The organism is Flavobacterium sp. 120 (genome assembly GCF_003633605.1).
Taxonomy (GTDB): Bacteria; Bacteroidota; Bacteroidia; order Flavobacteriales; family Flavobacteriaceae; genus Flavobacterium; species Flavobacterium algoritolerans.
Map to the genome: position 1 here is coordinate 1,020,016 of NZ_RBKZ01000001.1, position 24,510 is coordinate 1,044,525.

At 34.9% G+C, this 24,510-nt stretch carries 19 protein-coding genes; 5 read left to right on the plus strand and 14 right to left on the minus strand.

Annotated features, from left to right (window positions below):
- The 4 genes from C8C87_RS04410 to C8C87_RS04425 form a co-directional block, all read right to left on the minus strand.
- Positions 1 to 606 carry an NAD(P)H-dependent oxidoreductase gene (locus C8C87_RS04410; RefSeq protein WP_099715963.1) on the minus strand — a complete coding sequence of 202 codons (606 nt, stop codon included), beginning with the start codon at positions 604 to 606 and terminating at the stop codon, positions 1 to 3.
- A 252-nt stretch (positions 607 to 858) separates the two neighbouring features.
- Positions 859 to 3,099 (minus strand): cation:proton antiporter, encoded by a 2,241-nt coding sequence (locus C8C87_RS04415; RefSeq protein ID WP_121341471.1) that lies wholly within the window; start codon positions 3,097 to 3,099, stop codon positions 859 to 861.
- 183 nt (positions 3,100 to 3,282) lie between these two features.
- On the minus strand, positions 3,283 to 4,629 hold the full coding sequence (gene purB, locus C8C87_RS04420) for an adenylosuccinate lyase (RefSeq protein WP_121341474.1): 1,347 nt from the start codon (positions 4,627 to 4,629) through the stop codon (positions 3,283 to 3,285).
- Positions 4,630 to 4,696: 67 nt separating this feature from the next.
- Positions 4,697 to 5,389, minus strand: a complete 693-nt coding sequence (locus C8C87_RS04425; RefSeq protein WP_121341477.1) for an NAD-dependent deacylase — start codon at positions 5,387 to 5,389, stop codon at positions 4,697 to 4,699.
- A 178-nt stretch (positions 5,390 to 5,567) separates the two neighbouring features.
- On the opposite strand from C8C87_RS04425, the gene C8C87_RS04430 reads away from it, so the two are divergent.
- Positions 5,568 to 6,230 (plus strand): RNA methyltransferase, encoded by a 663-nt coding sequence (locus C8C87_RS04430; protein WP_121341480.1) that lies wholly within the window; start codon positions 5,568 to 5,570, stop codon positions 6,228 to 6,230.
- Between the two features lie 77 nt (positions 6,231 to 6,307).
- Here C8C87_RS04430 and C8C87_RS04435 read toward each other — a convergent pair whose 3' ends face one another.
- From C8C87_RS04435 to C8C87_RS04460, 6 genes are all read right to left on the minus strand, one after another.
- Positions 6,308 to 7,213 carry a hypothetical protein gene (locus C8C87_RS04435; protein WP_121341483.1) on the minus strand — a complete coding sequence of 302 codons (906 nt, stop codon included), beginning with the start codon at positions 7,211 to 7,213 and terminating at the stop codon, positions 6,308 to 6,310.
- A 429-nt stretch (positions 7,214 to 7,642) separates the two neighbouring features.
- Positions 7,643 to 10,984, minus strand: a complete 3,342-nt coding sequence (gene secA, locus C8C87_RS04440) for a preprotein translocase subunit SecA (protein WP_099715955.1) — start codon at positions 10,982 to 10,984, stop codon at positions 7,643 to 7,645.
- Positions 10,985 to 11,068: 84 nt separating this feature from the next.
- Entirely contained in the window at positions 11,069 to 11,290 is a 222-nt protein-coding gene (locus C8C87_RS04445; protein WP_007138072.1) for a DUF2795 domain-containing protein, read from the minus strand.
- 183 nt (positions 11,291 to 11,473) lie between these two features.
- Positions 11,474 to 12,043 carry a cob(I)yrinic acid a,c-diamide adenosyltransferase gene (locus tag C8C87_RS04450; protein WP_121341485.1) on the minus strand — a complete coding sequence of 190 codons (570 nt, stop codon included), beginning with the start codon at positions 12,041 to 12,043 and terminating at the stop codon, positions 11,474 to 11,476.
- 29 nt (positions 12,044 to 12,072) lie between these two features.
- On the minus strand, positions 12,073 to 12,930 hold the full coding sequence (locus tag C8C87_RS04455; protein WP_121341487.1) for a RimK family alpha-L-glutamate ligase: 858 nt from the start codon (positions 12,928 to 12,930) through the stop codon (positions 12,073 to 12,075).
- 155 nt (positions 12,931 to 13,085) lie between these two features.
- A complete protein-coding gene (locus C8C87_RS04460; protein ID WP_099715952.1) occupies positions 13,086 to 13,772 on the minus strand; it encodes an ABC transporter ATP-binding protein in 687 nt (228 codons plus the stop codon).
- Positions 13,773 to 14,151: 379 nt separating this feature from the next.
- Here C8C87_RS04460 and C8C87_RS04465 point away from each other — a divergent pair, with 379 nt between their 5' ends.
- Positions 14,152 to 14,826 (plus strand): hypothetical protein, encoded by a 675-nt coding sequence (locus C8C87_RS04465; protein WP_099715951.1) that lies wholly within the window; start codon positions 14,152 to 14,154, stop codon positions 14,824 to 14,826.
- 53 nt (positions 14,827 to 14,879) lie between these two features.
- Here the strand turns inward: C8C87_RS04465 and C8C87_RS04470 are convergent, their stop codons facing one another.
- Positions 14,880 to 15,671, minus strand: a complete 792-nt coding sequence (locus tag C8C87_RS04470; protein ID WP_121341490.1) for an O-methyltransferase — start codon at positions 15,669 to 15,671, stop codon at positions 14,880 to 14,882.
- Between the two features lie 179 nt (positions 15,672 to 15,850).
- On the opposite strand from C8C87_RS04470, the gene C8C87_RS04475 reads away from it, so the two are divergent.
- Complete coding sequence (locus tag C8C87_RS04475) at positions 15,851 to 17,398, plus strand: SDR family NAD(P)-dependent oxidoreductase (protein ID WP_121341492.1); 1,548 nt, start codon at positions 15,851 to 15,853, stop codon at positions 17,396 to 17,398.
- A gap of 171 nt (positions 17,399 to 17,569) precedes the next feature.
- On the opposite strand, the gene C8C87_RS04480 is transcribed toward C8C87_RS04475, so the two are convergent.
- From C8C87_RS04480 to C8C87_RS04490, 3 genes are all read right to left on the minus strand, one after another.
- Positions 17,570 to 18,472: a hypothetical protein gene (locus C8C87_RS04480; RefSeq protein WP_121341495.1), complete on the minus strand. Its 903-nt coding sequence runs from the start codon at positions 18,470 to 18,472 to the stop codon at positions 17,570 to 17,572.
- Between the two features lie 256 nt (positions 18,473 to 18,728).
- Positions 18,729 to 20,591, minus strand: a complete 1,863-nt coding sequence (locus C8C87_RS04485; RefSeq protein WP_099715944.1) for an ABC-F family ATP-binding cassette domain-containing protein — start codon at positions 20,589 to 20,591, stop codon at positions 18,729 to 18,731.
- An 80-nt stretch (positions 20,592 to 20,671) separates the two neighbouring features.
- Positions 20,672 to 21,640: a T9SS C-terminal target domain-containing protein gene (locus C8C87_RS04490; protein ID WP_233550008.1), complete on the minus strand. Its 969-nt coding sequence runs from the start codon at positions 21,638 to 21,640 to the stop codon at positions 20,672 to 20,674.
- A gap of 237 nt (positions 21,641 to 21,877) precedes the next feature.
- Between C8C87_RS04490 and C8C87_RS04495 the strand changes: the two genes are divergently transcribed.
- Both C8C87_RS04495 and C8C87_RS04500 read left to right on the plus strand, forming a co-directional pair.
- A complete protein-coding gene (locus tag C8C87_RS04495) occupies positions 21,878 to 23,053 on the plus strand; it encodes a glycosyltransferase family 2 protein (RefSeq protein WP_121341498.1) in 1,176 nt (391 codons plus the stop codon).
- Between the two features lie 84 nt (positions 23,054 to 23,137).
- Entirely contained in the window at positions 23,138 to 24,439 is a 1,302-nt protein-coding gene (locus C8C87_RS04500; protein ID WP_121341500.1) for a dihydrolipoamide acetyltransferase family protein, read from the plus strand.
- Positions 24,440 to 24,510: the final 71 nt, after the last annotated feature.

A 24,510-nucleotide genomic window follows, 5' to 3' on the forward strand; every position in this document is an offset into this window, starting at 1 on the left:
TTATGTCAGTATTGTTGCAAACCATTCATTCAAGTAATGGTGTTGCAAAATTTCATCCGTATCTATATCATGATTCTCTAAATAGTCCAGAAAATAGCCATAAATCAAACCATTTTTTTCATAATCTTCATCGGTCATATTATGTGTTCCGTGCACTACAAAAGGAGGTAAGTAAATCATATTACACACTTTTGCAGTTTGGTTAAAAGGTTCCAATAATTCAAGAATACTATAACGATCACTACCCGTTTCGCAATAATTTTCCTTGTCGCCACCAGTAGTAATCACCTGAAAAATAATTTTATCCTGTAATGCTTTTCCCTTTTTTCCATAAGCCCAGTTATGTTCCAGTACCATATCAATCCATTGTTTCATTAATGGCGGACAACTATACCAATACATGGGATGGTGCCAAATGATAATATCATGCTGACTTAATAAATCTTGCTCGAATTTTACATCAATATCAAAATCAGGATAATGTTCATATAAATCATGAAAAGTAATGTTTTCTGAATCGGGAATGTTTTCCACCAAAGCTTTATTCGCATGAGATTTCTCGAATAGCGGATGTGAAAATAGGATTAAGATTTTATTTTTTGGCATAAATTTATTTTAACTATTTAAAAGAATTATTCTGTTGATTTACACTGTTTTTATGAAAATAAAACTGCTCTAAGGTATAAAATATTGCTTAATCTTAATAATTTACTATGGTTCAAATATTATTTTTTAACGATAAACAAAAAATCCCGTCTAAACAAAATCTAAAGTTTCGTTCAGACGGGATGTATTTAGAATCTATAATTCAGGATTGCATTAATTCAACCAAAATAGATTGTAAAAAAATGTTCTTATTTAATTTTTGGAAAGATTAGCTAATAATTTTTTGCTGCCCACAATCCAAAGAATATCATTTTTTTCTAAAATCAATTTTGATTCTGGGTTGAGTATTCTTTTTCCTCCTCTTTCCAAGCCAACAATCAAGCCGCGAGTTTTTTCACGTAATTCAGAATCACGGATGCTTTTTCCAATAAAAGCTTCGTTGATGAGCTCTAACTGTTGTAATACAATATCAGATTCAGTTTCCAATGGTGAAACATCAATCTCATTTTGGTCCAAATATTTTTTAAATGCTGCCACTTGGGTATCAGTTCCAATGACACAAATTTCATCGCCGGGAAAAAGTCTTTCGTTTCTACTAGGAATATTAATCGTGATTTCTCCTCGCTTAACAAATGCGATATTAATTCCTAATTGCTCGCGAATACTTAATTCTTCTAATGTTTTTCCAGCAATATTTGAGGTTGGAGCAATTTCAAAAGTCGTCATGTGTCCGTCCCAAGGTGTCAAATCACTACGACTTCTTACCGCTTTTTTAATTTCTCGGGCGTTTAAATTTTGCAAAAAGTGATTTTCAATTTTGTGGTACTGTGCATTTAATTTTTTTGGAAAAACAAAATAGACTACTACAGCTGCAATAAGGACTAAAAAAGCGATTACAGGAGAGAAAAAGATATTCAATAAAAATCCAATATAAATGAGTGTCAATATCATTCGCAGTAAAATCATCATTAGTATTGGCCCTCGATATTTGCGTTCTTCTCTTAATATTGCCACTTGTTTAACTGCAATGCGACGCAAAGAAAGTGCCCATAAGAAAGGGGATAGCATCACTAATGTAATTAATGCGGCGAATATGTTTCCAAATTGTGATCCTTGAACTAAAGGTAAAATGAATTTTGATGAAAGTAAAATGACGGCTACTATAATTACGGAATGTATAATTACCTGTGTCAGAAATGCGCGAACAACGATTTGCCAGTTGCTTACTAATTTTATGGATTGCGCATTGGCACTGTAGCGTTCAATTTTTTTAATCCATTTTCTAGGTAGTTTTTTTTCCAGATATTCTGAAAAAGGAGTGGCAAATTTCACCATAAATGGAGTCGTAAAAGTGGTCACTGCTGACACTGCCACTACAATTGGATATAGAAAATTACTGGTTACATTGAGTGTCATTCCTAATGTTGCAATAATAAAAGAAAATTCCCCAATTTGAGATAAACTCATTCCGGTTTGCACGGATTGTTTCAATGGTTGTCCCGAAAGTAACGCACCAATTGTTGAACTTACCGATTGTCCTATAATCACTACGAATGTCAAAATTGCGACAGGTAATGCATATTCATACAAGGTCCCCGGATTAATTAACATACCAACCGATACAAAGAAAACGGCACCAAAAAGGTCTTTAACAGGTTTAACCAAATGCTCAATGTGTTCGGCCTGAGTTGTTTCGGCAATGATGGAACCCATAATAAAAGCGCCTAATGCTGGAGAAAAACCAACATTGGCAGCCAGAATGACCATCATTAAACACAATGCAAGTGAGATAATTAACAGCATTTCGTCCGTTAATATATTTTTGGCTTTTTTAAGTAAAGTCGGAATAAAAAAGATACCGCCAACAAACCAAATGGTCAAGAAAAAGATTAGTTTAAGAACGGATAATAACAATTCACTTCCTGAAAATTGTTGACTTACTGCAATTGTAGAAAGCAATACCATCATCAAAATGGCAACTATATCTTGAACGATAAGTGAACCAATAACGATTCCCGCAAATTTCTGGGTTTTTACGCCCAATTCATCAAATGTTTTTAAGATAATGGTAGTGGATGAAATCGAAAGTATAACTCCTAAAAAGATACTGTCCATAGGTTTCCAACCAATCCATTGGCCCACTAAATATCCGATGGAAACCATCGCAATGATCTGTGTTACAGCAGTAATCGATGCGGTCCCACCCACTTTCATCAGTTTCTTAAAACTGAATTCCAGTCCCAAACTAAATAATAAAAAGATTACCCCAATCTCTGCCCAAACTTCTACACTTTTAATATCTTTTACGGAAGGGAAAAAATCAAAATGATTTCCTGCCAAAAATCCTGCAATTAAATACCCCAGAACCAGCGGTTGTTTTATTTTTTTAAATAACAAAACTGCCACTGCAGCTGTCATCAGGATTAATCCTAAATCACTAATTAGAGGTTGTAAGTGGTGTGATACATTTGCTACTGTTTCTGCGGTATTCATAGGCGTTTACTGATTTTTAAGGTTTTTGTGTATATTGGTAAGATATAAAAAAACTTTAATTTTTGAAGTATAATTGCAGCTGAATACGGCTTTTTATGATTTTTTTAGCAATAAAAATCCCGTTGAAAAGAATTCTTATTTCTTTTCAACGGGATTCTATAAAATGGAATAATCCTTTAAAATTTATATTCCTAAGAAATTACTTGGTGTGATTTGCATCAATTCAGCCTTAATTTCATCCGAAACTTCTAAGGTTGCAATAAAACCGTGAATTGCATTTTTATCAATCGCTTCATTGGTTCTGGTCAATCCTTTCAACGCTTCATACGGATTTGGATATCCTTCACGACGTAAAATAGTTTGAATTGCTTCCGCAACTACAGCCCAGTTTTTCTCTAAATCTTCGTGAAATTTTGGTTCGTTCAATAACAATTTGTTTAATCCTTTCAAAGTAGCTTCAAAAGCGATTAAAGTATGTCCCATTGGTACACCAATATTTCTCAAAACCGTACTATCTGTCAAATCACGTTGTAATCTTGACAATGGTAATTTAGCAGATAAATGTTCGAAAATAGCATTGGCAATACCTAAGTTTCCTTCTGAATTTTCAAAATCAATTGGGTTTACTTTGTGTGGCATTGCCGAAGAACCAATTTCTCCCGCTTTGATTTTTTGTTTGAAATATTCCATCGAAACATACGTCCAGATATCTCGGTCTAAATCAATGATGATGGTATTTATTCTTTTCAACGCATCAAAAAAGGCTGCGAAATGATCGTAATGTTCAATTTGTGTAGTAGGGAAGGAGTGGTGTAAACCAAGGTTTTCCTCTACAAATTTTCCGCCGAATTTTCTCCAGTCAATTTGAGGATACGCTACGTGATGTGCGTTATAATTTCCTGTTGCACCACCAAATTTAGCCGCAAAAGGAACATTAAACAACAAACGCATTTGCTCTTCTAAACGTTCTACAAAAACACCAATTTCTTTACCCAAACGAGTTGGAGAAGCCGGTTGTCCATGTGTACGGGCAAGCATTGGAACGTCCTTCCATTCGATACTTAAATCTTTCAATTTTGAAGTTAAAGTAATCAAAGAAGGCATGTATACTTTCTCGAAAGCTTCTTTTGTAGATAGCGGAATCGCCGTATTATTAATATCTTGGGAAGTCAATCCAAAATGAATGAACTCTTTATATTCTGACAAACCTAATTTCTCAAAAGCATCTTTGATAAAGTATTCCACCGCTTTTACATCGTGGTTGGTTACTTTTTCTGTTTCTTTTATCCAAAGTGCATCTTCAGTAGAGAAGTTTTTATAGATGTTACGTAAACTCTCGAATAAACTCGGGTTTACGTTTTTTAATTGTGGCAAAGGCACTTCGCACAAAGCAATGAAATATTCAATTTCAACCAATACGCGGTATTTGATTAAGGCTTCTTCAGAGAAAAATGGAGCCAGAGAAATAGTCTTGTTTCTATATCTTCCGTCGATTGGCGATATAGCATTCAATTCGTTTAAAGTAGTCATTGTTTTGTTGTTTGTTCGAAAGGCACAAATATAAACCTTTCGAGACAAATTAGAAAACGAATGGTTTTTAAATAAACGCTGTAAGCTTCTTTTTTAGTATTTTCATTCCTTCAGAAGCCACTTCCGGAATCACATCCAACGGATTTCGAAGATTTGGGATTTTTATAGGTTTTGGATCAATATAAAAAATAGGCGTTTCCCGACTCGTAAAATCGATTAATCCTGCCGCAGGATACACTTGCAATGAAGTCCCAATAACGGCAAAATAATCCGCACTTTGAGTTAATTTTATTGCTTCATCAAGTGCAGGAACTTCTTCACCAAACCAAACTATATGCGGGCGCAATTGATTTTTGTTATTGTCTAAATCGCCAAAATTCAAATCTTCCTGCCAATCCAGAATGTAATTTGGATTTTTGGTACTTCTCACTTTTAATAATTCGCCGTGCAAATGCAACACATTAGTACTTCCGGCGCGTTCGTGTAAATCATCTACATTTTGGGTAATGATATATACATCAAACTCATTTTCTAATTCAGCCAGAATTTGATGACCCAAATTGGGTTGTACTTCTTTGAGTTGTTTTCGTCTTTGATTGTAAAAATCCAGCACCAAAGCCGGATTTTTATGCCAGCCTTCGGGAGTTGCGACATCCATAACGTTATGGCCTTCCCAAAGTCCGTCACTGTCACGGAAAGTTTTTATACCACTTTCGGCACTGATTCCGGCACCAGTCAAAACCACTAATTTCTTTTTCATTATTTTTAAATATTAAGGAACACAGATGAAACAGATTTAACGGATTTTTTAAAATTTATTTAAAGTAATTTGTGAAAATCCGTTAAATCTGTTTCATCTGTGTTCTATTTTTATTTTAGCTTTTATTAAAAAATAAAACTACTCTTTTTTAGTATTTTTGCCAAAAAAATAACCCACAATGATTGATATCGATTACCTTAATTTTCTTGAAAATATCTTAACGGATAACCGCAAAGAAAAATTTCTGAAAGTATTGGAAAACAGAACCAAGCATTTTACGATTGCTGTTGAGGATATTTTTCAAATGCACAATACAAGCGCAGTGATGCGCAGTTGTGAGATTTTTGGAATTCAGGAATTGAATGTTATCGAGCAGCGTTATGGAAAAAGTATCGATAAGGAAATTGCGATGGGTGCACAAAAATGGGTTGATATCAATACCTTCGACAGTATTTCTAATTGTGTGGATACATTAAAAAGTAAAGGCTACCAAATCATTGCCACGACGCCACATGAGAATGATTGTTTGATGGAAGATTTTGATATTTCTAAACCGAGTGCTTTATTTTTTGGAACAGAAAGAGACGGATTATCAGAGGAAATTTTACAACGCGCCGACGGTTTTCTAAAAATCCCAATGGTAGGTTTTACCGAAAGTTTGAATATATCGGTTTCGGCGGCCATCATCATTCAAAACCTGACGAATCGATTGCGCAATTCAAACATTGATTGGCATTTATCCGAAAATGAAATTTTAGAAAAGCGTTTGGCTTGGGCCAAAAACTCCATAAAAGACATTAAGAGAATAGAAGAACGGTATTTTGAAGAGAATCCAAGATAGTGTAAACAAACTCTTAAATTAGATTGTAACGGTTTGCTGAGTCATTGCGAGGAATTCTAGCTGTTAGCAGCAGTTTTTTAATTTTCACTAGGACTAGCAAGTCTTTTTATTTTAGATTCTAGACCTATCATTTTGGTAGGATTTGGAAATAGATTTGATACATTTTCCGGAGCAACCAATGCTGGATGAATTTCAGCTCCTTTTGCTATAAGTTCTGCAAAAATTGAAATTGAATTTTTAAGTTTTTCAATATTTTCAGGAGCGTTTTCTTTAAAATGTTCTGAACTTATATGTTCCGCTTCGGCTTCTATCATTACAGATGTACTAGCCTTTTGAGCCTTCAATATATCTTCCAAACTTTCATTTTTTACTTTGAGACCTCTGATCTGTTCTTCAAGTAATTTGCCTTCTAAAATCTTTTTGTAAATAACTGCGGCTGACCAAACTAAGCTAGCAATAACGCCTACCGCTGTTGTCCCAACAAGTACATTCAACCAAATTGAGCCATTTTCGACGCTCACAATTTTCGTTTGACCATTCACATCGTCGTTCAATATTATTTGGGTTAAAGCGACATGAATTTCTCTTGAAACCTTCGAGAGTTCGTCAAAATCATTTACAGGTGGTAACTTTATATTTATCGAATCTGCACTTTCTTCCGGAACTGTACTGATTAGTACATTCAAAAAGTTTTCTATAAGACTCTTCAAAAGGTTTAATGAACTTGTTATTGTTAAATTTTCAGCAGGCTGAATTCTTAAATTGTCATTGGCAGTTGTGAAAATTGCTGAGTTAAATAGGGTTGAAGTTATATCATTAAAAAGATTTAAGGATTTAAGTTCATTAATTATTGAACGTAATTCATTTAAATTATTAATTACATATAATTGATTACCAGTGGCAGTATGAGACTGACTGTCCCAAACTAATCGTGGAAGAATATTTTGAAGTTTAGTTTTTATAACTTTTAGAGATGTGTCCATTTTTTATTTTTTGAGAATTCAATATTAACAAAAATATTGGTATTTAACTAAATGTGCTCAAGAATTGCTGCTAACTTGCCTATAGGTCTGACGATTTCAAACTAATCACATCAAAATGGGGTTCATAACTCTATTAAACCTCAGACTTTATTTATTTTCAAATATATAAATTAATCGCTGAAAAATCTTATAAATAAGGATCAGTATTAAATTAATCTTCAAAGATGTATTCTTTGATTACAGGATCATTACGGGAAACCGTAAACAGAGTTATTTATCACAAAATTCCTAGCCCCGACAGTAGTGGAAATCCTTGTGGGACTTTCGTTTTGCCCCACAAGATTGAAACGTATGGCGGGAATAGCTCCAAAAAAAATCCCCAACTACTTTCGTAATTGGGGAATTTAATTTTAAGGATTGAAACGGTTATTAGTTAACAATTACCCATTGTCCTGAAGCGATTAAGCTTTCGGCTTTTTTGTATTTCATTTCTTGTATTTGTCCGTTGGCCACGTTTTGAATCGTAACATTATCATTACGATTGATTTTTGGCATATCTCTCACGATAGTTTCGGTTACTTGTCGTTGTTGCGTTTCTCCCGCTTCACGATTGGCACTTTCACTATTTGGAATTTCGTCTTTACTTAATTTATAGTCTTCTTGTTGACGAACTTCTTTCGCTTCTTGAATTTGTTGATTCTCTTGAGCCGGTAAATCACCTTTGAACAAGAATGAAATCACTTCCTTGTTTACATTGTCAATCATTGCTCTAAACAAATTGAATGCTTCCAGTTTGTAAATAAGTAATGGATCTTTTTGTTCGTGAACCGCAAGTTGAACCGATTGTTTCAACTCATCCATTTTACGTAAGTGTTTCTTCCAAGCTTCATCTACAATAGATAAAGTGATATTTTTTTCGAAATCAGCAACAAGTTGAGCTCCCTCAGTTTCGTAGGCTTTTTTCAAATCAGTAACCACATTCAATGATTTAATTCCATCTGTAAAAGGAACTACAATACGTTCAAATTGGTTGTTTTTATCTTCGTAAACACTTTTTATGATTGGGAATGCTTCTCTGGCACTTCTCTCTGTTTTCTCGGTATAATATTCTAATGTTGCTTTGTATATTTTACCGGTTAATTCCATTTCACTCAATTTACTGAATTCACTTTCAGTAACTGGCGATGTGATTGAGAAATAACGAATTAATTCAAATTCAAAGTTTTTGAAATTATTTGATGCTTTGTTTTGGTCAACGATCAATTCACAAGTATCGTAAAGCATGTTTGCAATATCTAATTTCAAACGCTCTCCAAACAATGCATGACGACGACGTTTGTAAACCACTTCACGTTGTGCGTTCATTACATCATCATATTCCAATAAACGTTTACGAACACCAAAGTTGTTTTCTTCTACTTTTTTCTGAGCACGTTCGATAGATTTAGTCATCATAGAATGTTGAATCACTTCACCTTCCTGCAATCCCATTCTGTCCATAACTTTAGCCACTCTTTCAGAACCAAACAAACGCATTAGGTTGTCTTCAAGAGAAACATAAAACTGAGAACTTCCCGGATCTCCTTGACGTCCTGCACGACCACGTAACTGACGGTCAACACGACGGGAATCATGACGCTCTGTTCCTACAATCGCTAATCCACCAGCAGCTTTAACTTCGGCAGATAATTTAATATCGGTACCACGACCAGCCATGTTGGTTGCAATCGTTACTACACCAGGTTTTCCAGCTTCTTCAACAATTTGCGCTTCTTGTTTGTGCATTTTTGCATTCAAGACATTGTGTGCAACGCCTCTCATTTTCAACATTCGGCTTAATAATTCTGAAATCTCTACAGAAGTTGTACCAATAAGAACCGGTCTTCCTGCATTAGATAATTCAGTTACGTCTTCGATAACGGCATTGAATTTTTCACGAGTGGTTTTATAAATAAAATCTTCTTTGTCTTTTCTGGCCATTCCTCTGTTCGTAGGAATTTCTACAACGTCTAATTTATATATTTGCCATAACTCACCTGCTTCAGTTACAGCAGTTCCAGTCATTCCTCCCAGTTTGTTGTACATTCTGAAATAATTCTGTAACGTAACGGTTGCAAATGTTTGAGTTGCAGCTTCGATTTTTACATTTTCTTTGGCTTCAATCGCTTGGTGCAATCCGTCAGAATAACGACGACCATCCATGATACGACCTGTTTGCTCATCAACAATCATGATTTTATTGTCCATGATTACATATTCTACATCTTTTTCGAATAAAGCGTAGGCTTTCAAAAGTTGTGTCAAAGTATGAATACGCTCACTTTTCACTCCAAAATCTTGAAACAATTGTTCTTTTTCTTCGGCTTCAGTGTCTTTATCTAATTTTTTCTTTTCGATTGCGGCAATTTCAGTTCCAATGTCCGGAAGTACAAAAAAGTCAGCATCAGTATCTCCGGAAAGGTATTTAATTCCGTTATCGGTCAATTCAACCTGATTGTTTTTTTCTTCAATAACAAAATACAATGCCTCATCAATCTTGTGCATTTCTCTTTTGTTATCCTGCATGTATTGATTTTCGGTTTTTTGAAGCAATTGTTTAATTCCTTCTTCACTCAAAAATTTAATTAATGCTTTGTTTTTTGGTAATGCTCTGTAAGCTCTTAACAATTGGAATCCACCTTCTTTAGTATTTCCCTCTTTAATTAATTTTTTTGCTTCAGATAAGAAACCGTTAGCCAATTGTCTTTGTATGCTAACTAAGTTTTCAATTTTTGGTTTCAATTCATTAAACTCATGACGATCTCCTTGCGGAACCGGTCCTGAAATAATCAATGGTGTTCTGGCATCATCAATTAAAACTGAATCGACCTCATCGACAATCGCGTAATTGTGTTTTCGTTGCACTAAATCTTCTGGCGAATGCGCCATGTTATCTCTTAAGTAGTCAAAACCAAACTCATTATTGGTTCCGTAAGTGATATCAGCATCGTACGCTTTTTTTCTTCCTTCAGAACTTGGTTGGTAATTGTCAATACATTCTACAGTCATACCGTGAAATTCGAATAATGGCGCTTTCCAAGTACTATCTCTTTTTGCCAAATAATCATTCACAGTTACTAAATGCACACCGTTTCCAGTTAAAGCATTTAAGTAAAGCGGTAAAGTTGCCACCAATGTTTTTCCTTCACCTGTTTGCATTTCAGCTACTTTTCCTTCATGTAAAACCATTCCGCCAATTAATTGTACGTCATAGTGAATCATGTCCCAAGTAATTTCTTTTCCTGCAGCACTCCATGAATTTGCCCAAACTGCATTGTCACCATCTAAGGTAATGTAGGTTTTAGTAGCAGAAAGTTCACGATCTTTTGGTGTAGCGGTTACCACTATTTGCGTGTTGTCTTTGAAACGTCTTGCTGTTTCTTTTACAACGGCAAATGCTTCCGGAAGAATTTCCATCAACGTTTTTTCGGAGATATCGTAAGCTTCTTTTTCTAATGCGTCAATAGCAACATAAATATCTTCTCTTTTGTCAATATCTTCAATGCTTTCCACTTCTAGTTTCAGCGCCGCAATTTTTGCATCTTTTTCAGCACGTGCCTGTTTGATTCTATCTTTGAAAAAAGCTGTGCGTCCTCTAAGATCATCATTAGATAATGCCATCAGAGGAGTTTCAAAAGCTTTAATTTTGGTAAGATACGGTTGTAAAGCTTTGACATCTTTTTGGGATTTATCCCCAACAAAGACTTTAATAATACTATTTATAAAACTCATAATATGTTTTTATTTCTGTTTGTGTAATTCTGTAAATTTAAACAAAAAAAAAGCCTCTTTTGAGACTTTTTCTTGGTTTACTTTTTAATATTCATCCTCATTCCAAAGATAATCTTCGTCAGTTGGATAATCTGGCCAAATTTCTTCCATTGATTCATATATCTCGCCTTCATCCTCTATAGATTGAAGGTTTTCTACTACTTCTAATGGAGCTCCTGCTCTAATAGCGTAGTCAATAAGTTCGTCTTTGTTAGCAGGCCACGGTGCATCGCTTAAATAAGATGCTAATTCTAATGTCCAATACATGTGTTGTCGATTTAGTTTTGTGCAAAAATAAATTTTTTACTGAAAAAGACAAGTAAAAAATCATTTATTTTTAGTTAAAGTTAAGAACGTTTTGTTGATTGCTGATTTTTGATTTCAGATTAACGATTTTTGATTTTTTAAATACATCTGAAATCAAAAATCGTTAATCTTCAATCTGAAATCCTACTTCCTTGGAATCCATTGAACTTCGGCAGCGTTCAAATCATGAGACAACTTTCGTGCCAACACAAAAAGGTAGTCAGAAAGTCGGTTTAAGTACTTGATTGCTATTTCAGGAACGGGTTCATTGTGGCTTAAATGAACGGATAAACGCTCTGCTCTGCGACAAACACAACGTGCAATATGACAATATGACACAGTAGTATGTCCGCCTGGAAGTACAAAATGAGTCATTGGCGGCAATGCTTCTTCCATAGCGTCAATTTCATTTTCCAATAATTCAATGTCAGATTCTATAATCCCCAAATTTTTCAAACGAAGTTCGCCGTTTTTCATCACTTCTTTTTCCGGTGGTGTTGCTAATATTGCACCAACAGTAAATAGACGATCTTGGATTTCGATAAGGATTTCTTTGTAATGCGCATTCATTTCCTGATCGCGAATCAGACCAATATGAGAATTCAATTCGTCAACAGTTCCGTAGCTTTCAATTCGGGCATGGTCTTTTGGGACTCTGGTTCCGCCAAAAAGTGCTGTTGTTCCTTTATCTCCAGTCTTTGTATATACTTTCATCTACCGTTTATTTGATTTAAAAAACAAATTTAGCGTATTAATTCCACTATTGCTGCAACAAATCGTTCCAGTGAATTTTCACTGAGATTGAAATATAAATCAGGTTCAATGCATTCAATTTCCATTAAATAGAGTTCGTTCTCAATAAGGATTCCGTCTACTCGCGCATACAGTAAATTCTCTGGAAATGTATTGGCAATTTTTTGCGCTTTTTCAATTAGTTCCTGACTGGGTTGAACCAAATTGTATTTTCCTCCAAAAAGGGATTGGACTCTAAAATCGCCATCCACGGGTTTTTTGTTTACCGCGTGTGAGAATTTTTTATTGAAAAAGATAAAAGAGGTTTCGCCCAATGTTTGAATTTCGGGCATGAATTCCTGTAAAAGCAATTCTTTCTCCGCTGCAATACTTTTATATTTCGTGCTTATTTCCTGAATATCGGATACGTTAAAAACTTCGGTGAGATAGGAACCAGCAGAAAATGCGGGTTTTATAACCGCTTTTTTCCAATGTGTAGGTATCAATTCAGCAAGATTAAGATGATCTGTTTTATCAATGAAAACGGTTGGCAAAATGGTGATTCCCTGCTGTTCCATTTCACGCAAGTAAAACTTATGGATGTTTTGCTTGATTACTTCAATGGGATTTAGTGTTTTGATTCCCAGTTTTTCTATTTGGTCGAGCCAAATTTTAAACTCGGTTTCTTTCTCGAAATAATCCCAAGTATTGCGAAAAATTAGATAATCAAAATCAGTCCAATTGATGCTTTTGTCGCTCCAAATAGCGGCGCTGGCTTCTATATTATGTTTAGCTAATGCCGGAATTATTTTTTGATCTTCGGGATTTAGGTCTGGAAGTTTTTCGCAGGTTAGTATAGCGATTTTCATTTTTTTGTGGGTGTTATTTGGAATTTTAAACGCAATCGTAATTTGGATTTTCTAGCCCGGATAAAAGCGATATCCTCTTTATTGTCATTCAAACGAAGGAAGAATGGCAAGAAAGAGATACAAGCGGATAGCCGGAAGCAGCTCCTGAAAAAAAACTATTTAGAAGTATCGCTTTCTATAAGTCCGTCACGCAAACGAATTACGCGATTGGCGTAAGCGGCGATTTCTTCCTCGTGCGTTACCAGAATTACGGTGTTTCCATTGGCGTGGATGTCTCCAAAAAGTTTCATGATTTCTAATGATGTTTTACTGTCCAGATTTCCGGTAGGTTCATCGGCAAGAATGATGGACGGTTTGTTGACCAAAGCACGGGCAATTGCGACACGCTGGCGTTGTCCACCTGAAAGTTGGTTGGGTTGGTGGTCCATTCTGTCTGCAAGATTTACTTGTTCTAAAACTTCGGTAGCTCTTGCTTTTCTTTCTGATTTTGAAAATCCGGCATAAATCATGGGTAGAGCCACGTTATCTAATGCTGTGGTTCTGGGTAAAAGGTTGAAAGTCTGGAAAACAAATCCTATTTCTTTATTTCGAATTTCGGCTAATTCATCATCTTTCATCTGGCTGACGTCTTTTCCGTTCAGGATGTAACTCCCGGAAGTTGGTGTGTCTAAACAACCTAATAAATTCATTAAAGTTGATTTTCCAGATCCAGAAGGTCCCATTAATGCTACATATTCGCCTTTATTTATTTCTAAATCAATGCCTTTAAGAACATAAACGATTTCATTTCCAAGTACAAAATCTCGTTTGATATTGGTTATTTTGATTAGCGGGTTTGCCATTAGAATATATGATTTTGACCTGCGATCGAGCGTAGGCTGCTATTAAATTAGATTTTAAAAGTACAAAAGACTTTTGAATTATTAATAAGTAGTTGTTTTTTAAAATTTGTTACATTTTGCGCCTTAATTTTAAATAAGAACTAACTTTTTTAAAATCAAACAATTGCGTTTTTTGCCGATTTCTTTTAAAAGGCAATTTTTAATACATAGAATCAGCCGTAATTATTTATACTATTTCAGGGTTAGTTTATATAATTCACACTTTATGTCTCTTTATTTCATAATTATATGTAATATTTATAAGATTTTTGGATTATAATTATGAATCGAATAATGTTACTTAAATTTACATAAATAATATTAATCAAATCAAGTAGTTATGAAAAGTACAAAAATGGTGTTAGGAATAGCGGTAATCGCTTTAGGATTTACTTCATGTAAAGATGAGAAAGCTGAACAAGCAGAAAAAACGGTAGATACGTATGTAATGTATGTTGATTCATTAGGAAATGTTGCTTCAGAGGATGCTAAAGCAAACTGGCAAGGAATTGAAGCTACGTATCAATTAAGAAGCGGAGATGCTCAAGCGGCCTTGGCAAATATGAAAGATAACGCAGAAGCGCAAGAACGTCTTGATGCAGCAACTGCTAAATATGAAGCATTAAAAGCTAAATATGAAGCAGAAATGCAAGAGAATGCTCAAGCTGCTGTAGCTGCAAACCCAAAACAACAACTAAGAAATGCTTTGTTTGGTGAAGGAAAAATAGGGGATGACATGAGCTTTACTTGGGTAAACAAAGACAATATTCTTGGTGTTTATCAACAATTTGTAAGTACTGTTGAAACAAATAAAGATGCTTATTCTCGTGAAGACTGGGATGAAATTAAATTGATGTATGAAGCATTGGACAGCAGAAAAAATACTGTTGAAAAAGAAGGACTTTCAGGTGATGATAACAGAAAAATTGCTAGTTTAAAATTGAAATTTGCACCAATGTATACTGTAAACAGAATGGGAGCAAAATCAGGTGAAATGAAAAAAGCTAAAGAATAAGGAATAATTAATTCAATGTTAGAAATGACAGTCAGTAATGGCTGTCATTTTTTTTAGGTACGAATCACAAAATGCTCTTTGGGTTGTTCTCTTCTAAAAAAGACCAATCCCCACTGAAACGTATCAAGAGTCACCGTCACTTTTGAATGGTTTTTTATGATTTTCCAAGCCTCTTCCATTTCTGGTGACCAATGAATGTCATCAAATATCCAAACCGTTTCGTTTGTTATCGTAGGAAGTAATACTTCGAAATAGTCCAGTGTTGCTTTCTTGGAGTGATTGCCGTCGAAGTAAATTAAGGAAAAGTGTTCAGTGTTCAGTGTGCAGTTTTGCAGATAAGTACTGAACTCTGTTATTTCGGAACGTATAGTATTGAAATTGAATTTTTGAAATTGCAATTGAGCTTGTTTTGCAGTTTCGGGACAACCTTCTAAAGTGATTATTTTTGCTTTCATCCCGACGCTTCGGGACCCTAAAGAAAGCGCCGAAGTCGCTAATCCTAATGATGTTCCAATTTCTAATATCGTATCGGGCTGTAAATAATTTGTGATTCTAAATAATAATTCGGCTCGTTTTGGAGAAATCCCCGCTGTTTTAGCAATCTTGGAAATAACTCTTGTATTCGATTTAAAAACTTTCGAACCTGCACCAAAATCAGTGACTTCAATGGTCTTGTTATTTGCTAAAAGCGAGTTTCTGTATTTTTTTAAAATAGCATATTCCGGTTTTGATTTTTTATCATAAAAACATTTCGTCAACAAATTAAACACAAAAGGTGAATGTACAGCATGCTCATTTTTTGAGTGCCAAAGGAAATGTAAGTACGATTTTATTTGGAAAAACATAGAGATTGTTAGAAGGTAGGTGCGAAGATAGTAAGATTATAGTCGAAAGTCAAAAGATAGAATGACTTCATCTTCGCACTTGGACTTTGGACTTTATGACCTTGAAACTTTACGACTTTAAAAGCCTATCTTTGCGCGCTTGGAATTTACACCAAGAATAATACCTATTTTTTACGATAATGATTGAACAAATAGAAAATAAAAGTGCCATAAGCTCAGAGGAAATTGACCGATGCATCGCTATTTTGGCACAATTGAATACCGATACCGACCAAATATTTGATATTCCAAAAGAACAACGTACAGCTTTAATCAAAGCGGCTGGAATGTTTTCCAGACCCGATCGTGATGAGCTTTCCCGTAGAAAAAAAGACGGAAAAGTGGCTGCCAAACGCAAAATGGAAAAACGCGACCGTACCGCCCGAAAAGAAACCGGAATCCGTCATGCGCGTGAAGCGAGTGTTTTTGTGGCGCCAAAATTATTGGCTTTCAATGATCTTGCCCACAAAGAGCAATTAGAACTGGAAACTCCACGAAATTGTTACGTTTGTAAAACCGAATTTACTAAAATGCATCACTTTTATGATACGATGTGTACCGATTGTGGTGATTTTAATTATGCCAAACGTTTTCAAACGGCAGATGTGAAAGGACAAGTGGCCGTCATTACAGGTTCTCGCTTAAAAATTGGGTATCATATTACGTTGATGCTTTTACGAGGTGGAGCAACAGTTATTGCAACGACCCGTTTTCCGGTGGACTCGGCTTTGCGTTTTTCTAAGGAAGCCGATTTTATGGATTGGGGACATCGGTTGAAAATTCACGGATTGGATTTGAGGCACATTCCAAGTGTGGAGATTTTTTGCAACTTTATAGAGCAGAAATACGAACGATTAGATATCTTGATTAATAATGCAGCACAAACCGTGAGACGTCCCGCCGGATTCTATACCCATTTAATGGAAAACGAAAAGCGTTCCATTACGTCTTTGCCACAACAAGCGCAAGAATTATTGCTGGATCATACCAATTGTTTGGATGAATTGAAAGTGTTGACATCTGGAGCTTCCCCAAATCAGAATATGCCAGTGACTTGGCACGGACCAGAACCTGGAATTGGGTTGCGGGCTTCCGCCAAATTATCGCAGATTCCGTATTCGTTTGATAATGCATTGGTGGCAAACGAAGTTTTTCCGGAAGGAGAACTTGATGCCGATTTGCAACAAGTGGATTTGAGAAAAACTAACAGCTGGCGCTTGCGATTGGGACAAATAGAAACCACGGAGATGATAGAAGTACAGTTGGTGAATTCTGTAGCACCATTTGTATTGTGCAACCGCCTTTCGGAAGTAATGAAGAAAGACAACACCGGAAAAAAACACATCATCAATGTGTCGGCAATGGAAGGGAAGTTTCACCGCTTTTTCAAGGAAGACCGCCATCCGCATACTAATATGGCTAAAGCCGCTTTGAATATGTTGACACATACTTCTTCGGGAACTTTGGCAAAAGATGGTATTTTTATGAATGCGGTAGACACTGGTTGGGTAACCGACGAAGATCCGGCAGAATTAGCCAAAAGAAAACAGGAAGAAGAAGATTTTCAACCACCATTGGATATTGTAGATGGAGCTGCACGAGTTATGGATCCATTGTTTGACGGTATCAATACCGGAAAGCATTGGTGCGGTAAGTTTTTGAAAGATTACAATCCGATTCCTTGGTAGAAACTTCAGATTCATAAAATAAAAAACCACAACAGAATTAGATTTTGTTGTGGTTTTTTGTGTTTTTTGCTGATTGTCATGGGCTCAAAGTCCGAGACATTTGTGCAGCGTAATCAAGAACTATTGTATACTTCGAAGAGCTGGACTTGCAAGCTTATTTAGTAATAGTAATTAATATTCTATTTCTAATTCAAAATATAAAACTTGATTGTAATCTTTGCTTCTTTGTGTTTGTTTCCAAATACTGGAATCAACTTTCTCATTTTTTGTTAAGACTCTATATTCAATATCTTTATTCGCTTGAATATGTTTAAAAGCAGGAGATCTTTCAAAAGCTAAGCTTTCATATTCTTCTTTTGAAAAAGGTGAAAGTGCTATAAAAAAACCTGTATTATTTATTTCTATTTGGTTGTCTAATTTAAGAGTTACGTATTTTTTACCTTCCTCTAATTTTAAAATAAAATCTTTCTCAAAAATGCGCCGATCCGGAATGTCGTATATAGAATCCACTGTATATAAATTTAGTTTAAAAGGAGCATATTTCTGATTTTTATAACGTTCAGATTTGATTTTATCTTTCTCATTAAGATATGCAATCGAAAAATCTGTGGGTTCTAATGTAATACTGTTGATAAAAAAATTAATATTTAAATTGTTCGGAATATGAACAGCATATATGTTCTTTTCATCTAATGGAGCTGACGTTCCATAGTTTCTAGGATTTAAGTTGCCAACAGATTTTTTAGGATAAATTATCTTTATTCTCTTTTTGTGGATAACAATCTCATTCAGTTTTGTAATTCTCTTATTTAAGAAAAGTGTATCTCGTAGGGATGAAATCTTAGTGTTTATTGTATCGTAGGCAATATGTGTAATCACTACATTTTCAGAAGGAATTGATTTTAATATTACCCTGCCATTTTTGTTTGAACTATAGTTGGTGCCTCCATTAAATATAAAATTTACATTTTCTATAGCCTTATTTTCAGTTATGTCGTACGCAATTATTGTTTTATTTTGACTATAAATATTAGGTATACAGAAGGTGAAAATTATTAATAATTGAAATTTCATTCTGAAGTAGGGTTTTTTAAGGTCGATTAGGTTATTATTCTATATAAACATCAAGCTTTATTTTTCTCAAAAATATATAAAATAAACTATAAATAATTAGATGAACTTTTAATTTATTCTAATATTTCTTACCTAATTTAAAATTAGTTTTTACTAAAAAAATAAACCCACAACAAAATCAAAATTCTGTTGTGGGTGTAAACTAATAGGATTAATGTTCGGTATTACAAACTGCGATTGAACACTGAATGCTATTTTATCCTTCTATCTTCGCAGAAAGCTCAAACCATCTTTCCTCTTTATCTTCAATCTTATTGTTGATGTTTTCTAATTCTTTGGCTTTGGTCATTACATCACTTTCTTGCACTTTTCCATCCGAGAATAATTGCTCGATAGCTACTTTTTGAATCTCTAAATCTTTGATTTCTCGTTCGATTTTCTGGAATTCTTTTTGCTCGTTGAACGTTAGGTTTCCAGTTGGATTGTTTTGTTTCCAGTCTTTCTTTTCGGCTTTGTTTTCTTCTTTTTGCGCTACATCAGTGCTGTCTTCGTAGGCTCTAAAATCAGAATAGTTTCCAGGGAAATCTTCTACTACACCATCACCTCTAAAAATAAATAAGTGATCCACAATTTTATCCATGAAATACCTATCGTGAGAAACCACTAAAAGGCAACCTGGATAATCCAAAAGGAAGCTTTCCAAAACATTCAGCGTCACGATATCTAAATCGTTCGTTGGCTCATCCAGAATCAAGAAGTTCGGATTCTGAATTAAAACTGTACACAAGTACAAACGTTTCAATTCACCACCGCTCAATCTGTCCACAAAATCATATTGTTTTTTAGCATCAAACAAGAAACGCTCTAACAATTGCGAAGCCGAAATCAATTTCCCTTTCATCAACGGAATGAATTCTCCGTATTCCTTAATCACATCAATTACACGCTGACCCGGTTTTGGATTAATACCGCTTTGTGTGTAGTAACCCACTTTTATGGTTTCACCAATCACCACTTTTCCGCCATCAAGCGGTAAAGTTCCAGTCAATAAATTCAAGAAAGTCGATTTTCCGGTTCCGTTTTTTCCAATGATTCCAATGCGTTCGCCACGTTGAAAATCAAAACTGAAATTATCCATGATGACGTGATCCTTGAATTTTTTGGAGATTTTGTGAAGCTCGATAATCTTGCTTCCCATACGTTCCATATTAATTTCAAGCTCTACTTTATTTTCGCGACGGCGACTTTGTGCTTTTTCCTTGATTTCATAAAAATCATCCTGACGCGATTTCGATTTTGTCGTTCTCGCTTTTGGCTGACGGCGCATCCATTCCAGTTCTTTTACAAAAAGATTCTGTGCTTTATCCACACTCGAATTTTCGGATGCGATACGCTCTTCTTTTTTCTCTAAATAATACGAGTAATTTCCTTTATATTGGTATAGTTTTCCGTTGTCCAGTTCGATGATTTCATTACAAACGCGCTCCAAAAAGAAACGGTCGTGCGTCACCATAAACAACGTAATATTTTCTTTGGCAAAATAACTTTCCAGCCATTCAATCATTTCTAAATCCAAGTGATTTGTAGGCTCATCCAGAATCAACAAATCGGGACGATTAATCAAAATGATAGCCAGTGACAACCTTTTTTTCTGTCCACCGGAAAGATTTTTTACTTTCAGTTTGAAATTTTCCAATTTCAGTTTGAACAAAATTTGCTTGTACTGCGTTTCAAAATCCCACGCATTGTGCTGATCCATTCCGTCAAAAGCTTTTTGGTAGGCTTCTTCATCTTCTGGATTTTCTAACGCTTTTTCATAGGCTTCAATCACTTTCAAAGTCTCGTTATCCGATGCAAAAATGCTTTCTTCAATCGTTAATTCGTCCTGTAAGTTATTATTTTGCGAAAGGAAAGCCATTTTGATGCCTTTTCTCAATACGACTTGTCCAGTATCAGATTCTTCTAGACCATTAATGATACTCATAATAGTCGTTTTTCCAGAACCGTTTTTGGCTATGAAAGCAATTTTTTGATCTTTATTAATTCCAAACGAGATGTCTTTAAACAACGTACGTTCACCAAAAGATTTCGAGATATTTTCTACAGAAAGGTAATTCACAAGGCTAAATTTTTTGCAAAAGTAAGCTATTAAATAACGATTTGCCAATTGTTTAGTCGAATCTAAGGTTTCATTAACAATTATTGTTTCAGATAATTGGTTAGAAATGCACTTAAATCGAATTGATGTAACTTTTGTGGGACATTTATAATTGGTTTTCTGACGAAATTTTCATTGGTCAAATAATAATGAAGTCCATCTTGGGTGCTGATGCCTTCCATCTGATAAAACGGAAGTGCAATATTGATTTTTCTCTTATTTCCAAAAAAGAAACCGGAATCATTGTAATCGTAAAGCAGATAAATGAAAGGCGATAAAAACCTGCTGTAGCCCGCAAGAACGAGTAGCTTTTTTTTAGGTAAATAAGTCGCTGAGGTAATCAATCCTTTCACATTATAGGATTCTTTTAGTTGAGCAACGTGCTTGCCGGGAATCTTCGGAATCATATAGACACTGGTTTTTTTGTCTTTCCATTGTTTGGTAAACAAGTAAATTTCGTCACCGGAAACAATAAAAGCTTCACAATCAAAATTGGTCGCATTGGACTTGGTTTTGGTGAAATTCGTTTGATTGGAATATGAAAACGAAAGCGTATCAATTTTTTGGTTATTCTGTGAAAGTGATTTTTTTTCAACTCGCAATATATGAAGATCTTTCCTGTTTCCGGAGGCATTATTTCCAAAATCGCCAATGTAAAAGTAGTCGTTGTCTTGTGCAATTTCTTCCCAGTCGGTATTGGTAGTGCTTTTCAGTTGAATTTTATTTTGAATAACACCTTTGTTATTAATCGCATAAAGTGCTTTGTCAGTGTTGTCATTACTGGTCCATAACAGCGAATCACTTTGTGTCAAACTTGAAGTTTCTTTCAAAACCGCATCTAATTTTACGGAATATTTTGGTTTAATTTTTACCGAAGCATAGACACAACTTCCGTCATTAATAGTAGCAGCTGGATTGTAGTTTTTAGAAAGTGGATCCGTGCAACCCGAAATTTGAGACTGTGCAGGGTTAAAAAAAATCAAGAATAATAATGAGAATATCTTTTTCAATGTTTAAAAGGTATAGAATCGTTAGTGTTCTCCAAAAGTAATGGATTATAAAGATTAAAATCTTAATCTGGAGCGAATGATTTGGATTTATTTGCTGATATCGTTCCCGCTTACGCCTTTATCTTTGTTCGTTCCTCTCAAAGGATATCGGCTTTATCGGGGCTAAAAGAAAATATGTTTTGTGTTTTTAAATTTTGAACCTTTGTGTCTTTACATCTTAAAATATATCTTTGAAGAATGCAACTATCCGTCATCATCCTTAATTATAATGTTCGTTTCTTTTTAGAGCAATGTGTCCTAAGTGTTCAAAATGCATTAGAAACCATTGATGGAGAAATTATTGTAATCGATAATAATTCTTCGGATGACAGTTGTGCAATGATGAAACAGCGTTTTCCAAAGGTAAAACTCATTCAAAACAACGAAAATATAGGTTTTCCAAAAGGCAATAATATAGGAGTTGCTAAAGCTCAAGGGGAATACATTTGTATTCTGAATCCTGATACTGTAGTCGCCGAAGATACATTTATTAAAGTATTGACTTTCGCCCAAAAACAATCAGATTTAGGAATCTTGGGTTGTAAACTGATTGATGGAACCGGGAATTTTCTTCCCGAAAGCAAGCGCGGTGTTCCAACGCCTTTTGTTGCATTTACAAAAATTACGGGTTTGTATAAATTATTTCCTAAATCAAGGACTTTCGGGAAATATTATGCTGCGCATTTAAACGAAAATCAAACCGGAAAAGTGGATATTCTCGTTGGGGCGTTTATATTTATGAAAAGAGATTTATATCTTGAAATGGGTGGATTTGATGAAGATTGTTTTATGTATTCTGACGATATCGATTTGTCGTATCGAGTCCTGAAAGAAGGGAAATCTAATTATTATTTTCATGAAACCACCGTAATCCATTATAAGGGAGAAAGTACCATTAAAGACGAAACGTATATGAAACGTTTTCAGGAAGCGATGAATTTTTTTTATAAAAAGCATTTTCGTGTATCTGTGATATTCTCACTTTTTATGGAAATAGGAATTGTCTTTTTCTCTTTGGCAAAAATGTTTCAAGGAAAATCCTCGCGAAACTTCGGGATAAAAATGACTCCAAAATTATATCTGTTGTATTCGGCTAATGAAAAATTAGTAGATAAACTCCGTTTAGTTTTGCAAAAAAAAGTCCTGTTTCACGATTTGAAAACAGAAAAAATGGTAATTTCGTCTTCTGTTAAGAGTAAAATAAGCACAGAAGTTATTTTAGATAACGAATTCATTTCTTTTAAAGAATGTATTGCAATTCTCGAATCTTCAAGAAATAAAAGGTTTACCTTTAAAATTATACCAAAAAACGCTAATTTTTTAATAGGAAGTAACAATAGTAACGAGAGAGGTGAGATTATAGAAATAGAGTAAAAAATTACATTTAATGTAATTTATATTTGAAATATTTAGTAATTTCGCAAACTGAAAATCAAAATCACCTTTTAGGTTAACAATATGGCAAGATTTGAATTAAAGCTTCCGAAAATGGGAGAAAGCGTTGCAGAAGCGACAATTACAAATTGGTTGAAACAAGTTGGAGACAAAATTGAAGCCGATGAAGCGGTACTCGAAATTGCTACTGATAAAGTAGACAGTGAAGTGCCGAGCGAAGTTTCGGGTATTTTAGTCGAACAACTGTTCGGTAAAGATGATTTAGTTCAAGTAGGGCAAACGATTGCCATTATTGAAACGGATAGTGCAGCTGTTGCTGAAACAGTTCAAGAAGTTGCTGCTCCTGCTGAAGTTGCAATTATTGAAAAAACAGTTGAAGTAGCTAAAGAAGCGGTTGCGGTTCCTGCTGATTTCTCTGATTCTGAAAAATTCTTATCGCCTTTAGTGAAAAATATTGCCAAAGAAGAAGGGGTTTCTGTAGCAGAATTAGCATCAATTTCAGGAACAGGAAAAGAAGGAAGAGTTACTAAAAATGATATTTTAGACTACGTAAAAAATAGAACAAGCCAGCCAGCAGTTTCGGCTCCGGCTGCAGCAGTTCAAAAACCGGTTGCAACTCCAGTTGCTCAAAAAGCTGCTCCAGTATCAGTAAGCGGTGGTGATGAAATCATAGAAATGGACAGAATGCGCAAGCTGATTTCCGGTTATATGGTTGCTTCTGTGCAAACTTCGGCTCACGTACAATCATTTATTGAAGTGGATGTGACGAATATTGTAAAATGGAGAGAGAAAAATAAAGTTACTTTCGAAAAAAGAGAAGGGGAGAAATTGACCTACACGCCAATTTTTATGGAAGCAGTTGCTAAAGCGCTGAAAGATTTTCCTGGAATGAATATTTCTGTAGATGGTGATTATATCATTAAAAAGAAAAACATCAACCTAGGAATGGCTGCTGCGTTACCAAACGGAAATTTAATTGTTCCTGTTATTAAAAATGCGGATCAACTGAATTTAGTAGGAATGGCAAAAGCGGTAAACGATTTAGGAAACCGTGCTAAAATGGGGAAACTGAAACCAGACGATACGCAAGGCGGAACTTATACGGTTACGAATGTGGGGACTTTTGGAAGTGTTTTTGGAACGCCAATTATCAATCAGCCACAAGTTGGGATTTTAGCTCTTGGAGCAATTCGTAAAATGCCGGCAGTAATCGAAACTCCAGAAGGAGATTTTATCGGAATTCGTCAAAAAATGTTCTTGTCACATAGTTATGACCACAGAGTAGTTGACGGAGCATTAGGTGGTAGTTTTGTAAAAAGAGTTGCTGAATACTTAGAAGCTTTTGATGTAAACAGAGATGTTTAAATAAATATAATTAGAATAGTAGACCCGACCGATTTTCAAAAATCAGTCGGGTTTTTATTTTAGTACACCGT

What these genes read in the sequence shown, in the direction of transcription:
- C8C87_RS04410 (WP_099715963.1), bottom strand. Translation starts at nt 606, where the DNA reads ATGCCAAAAAATAAAATCTTAATCCTATTTTCACATCCGCTATTCGAG.
- C8C87_RS04415 (WP_121341471.1), bottom strand. Translation starts at nt 3,099, where the DNA reads ATGAATACCGCAGAAACAGTAGCAAATGTATCACACCACTTACAACCT.
- purB (WP_121341474.1), bottom strand. Translation starts at nt 4,629, where the DNA reads ATGACTACTTTAAACGAATTGAATGCTATATCGCCAATCGACGGAAGA.
- C8C87_RS04425 (WP_121341477.1), bottom strand. Translation starts at nt 5,389, where the DNA reads ATGAAAAAGAAATTAGTGGTTTTGACTGGTGCCGGAATCAGTGCCGAA.
- C8C87_RS04430 (WP_121341480.1), top strand. Translation starts at nt 5,568, where the DNA reads ATGATTGATATCGATTACCTTAATTTTCTTGAAAATATCTTAACGGAT.
- C8C87_RS04435 (WP_121341483.1), bottom strand. Translation starts at nt 7,213, where the DNA reads ATGGACACATCTCTAAAAGTTATAAAAACTAAACTTCAAAATATTCTT.
- secA (WP_099715955.1), bottom strand. Translation starts at nt 10,984, where the DNA reads ATGAGTTTTATAAATAGTATTATTAAAGTCTTTGTTGGGGATAAATCC.
- C8C87_RS04445 (WP_007138072.1), bottom strand. Translation starts at nt 11,290, where the DNA reads ATGTATTGGACATTAGAATTAGCATCTTATTTAAGCGATGCACCGTGG.
- C8C87_RS04450 (WP_121341485.1), bottom strand. Translation starts at nt 12,043, where the DNA reads ATGAAAGTATATACAAAGACTGGAGATAAAGGAACAACAGCACTTTTT.
- C8C87_RS04455 (WP_121341487.1), bottom strand. Translation starts at nt 12,930, where the DNA reads ATGAAAATCGCTATACTAACCTGCGAAAAACTTCCAGACCTAAATCCC.
- C8C87_RS04460 (WP_099715952.1), bottom strand. Translation starts at nt 13,772, where the DNA reads ATGGCAAACCCGCTAATCAAAATAACCAATATCAAACGAGATTTTGTA.
- C8C87_RS04465 (WP_099715951.1), top strand. Translation starts at nt 14,152, where the DNA reads ATGAAAAGTACAAAAATGGTGTTAGGAATAGCGGTAATCGCTTTAGGA.
- C8C87_RS04470 (WP_121341490.1), bottom strand. Translation starts at nt 15,671, where the DNA reads ATGTTTTTCCAAATAAAATCGTACTTACATTTCCTTTGGCACTCAAAA.
- C8C87_RS04475 (WP_121341492.1), top strand. Translation starts at nt 15,851, where the DNA reads ATGATTGAACAAATAGAAAATAAAAGTGCCATAAGCTCAGAGGAAATT.
- C8C87_RS04480 (WP_121341495.1), bottom strand. Translation starts at nt 18,472, where the DNA reads ATGAAATTTCAATTATTAATAATTTTCACCTTCTGTATACCTAATATT.
- C8C87_RS04495 (WP_121341498.1), top strand. Translation starts at nt 21,878, where the DNA reads ATGCAACTATCCGTCATCATCCTTAATTATAATGTTCGTTTCTTTTTA.
- C8C87_RS04500 (WP_121341500.1), top strand. Translation starts at nt 23,138, where the DNA reads ATGGCAAGATTTGAATTAAAGCTTCCGAAAATGGGAGAAAGCGTTGCA.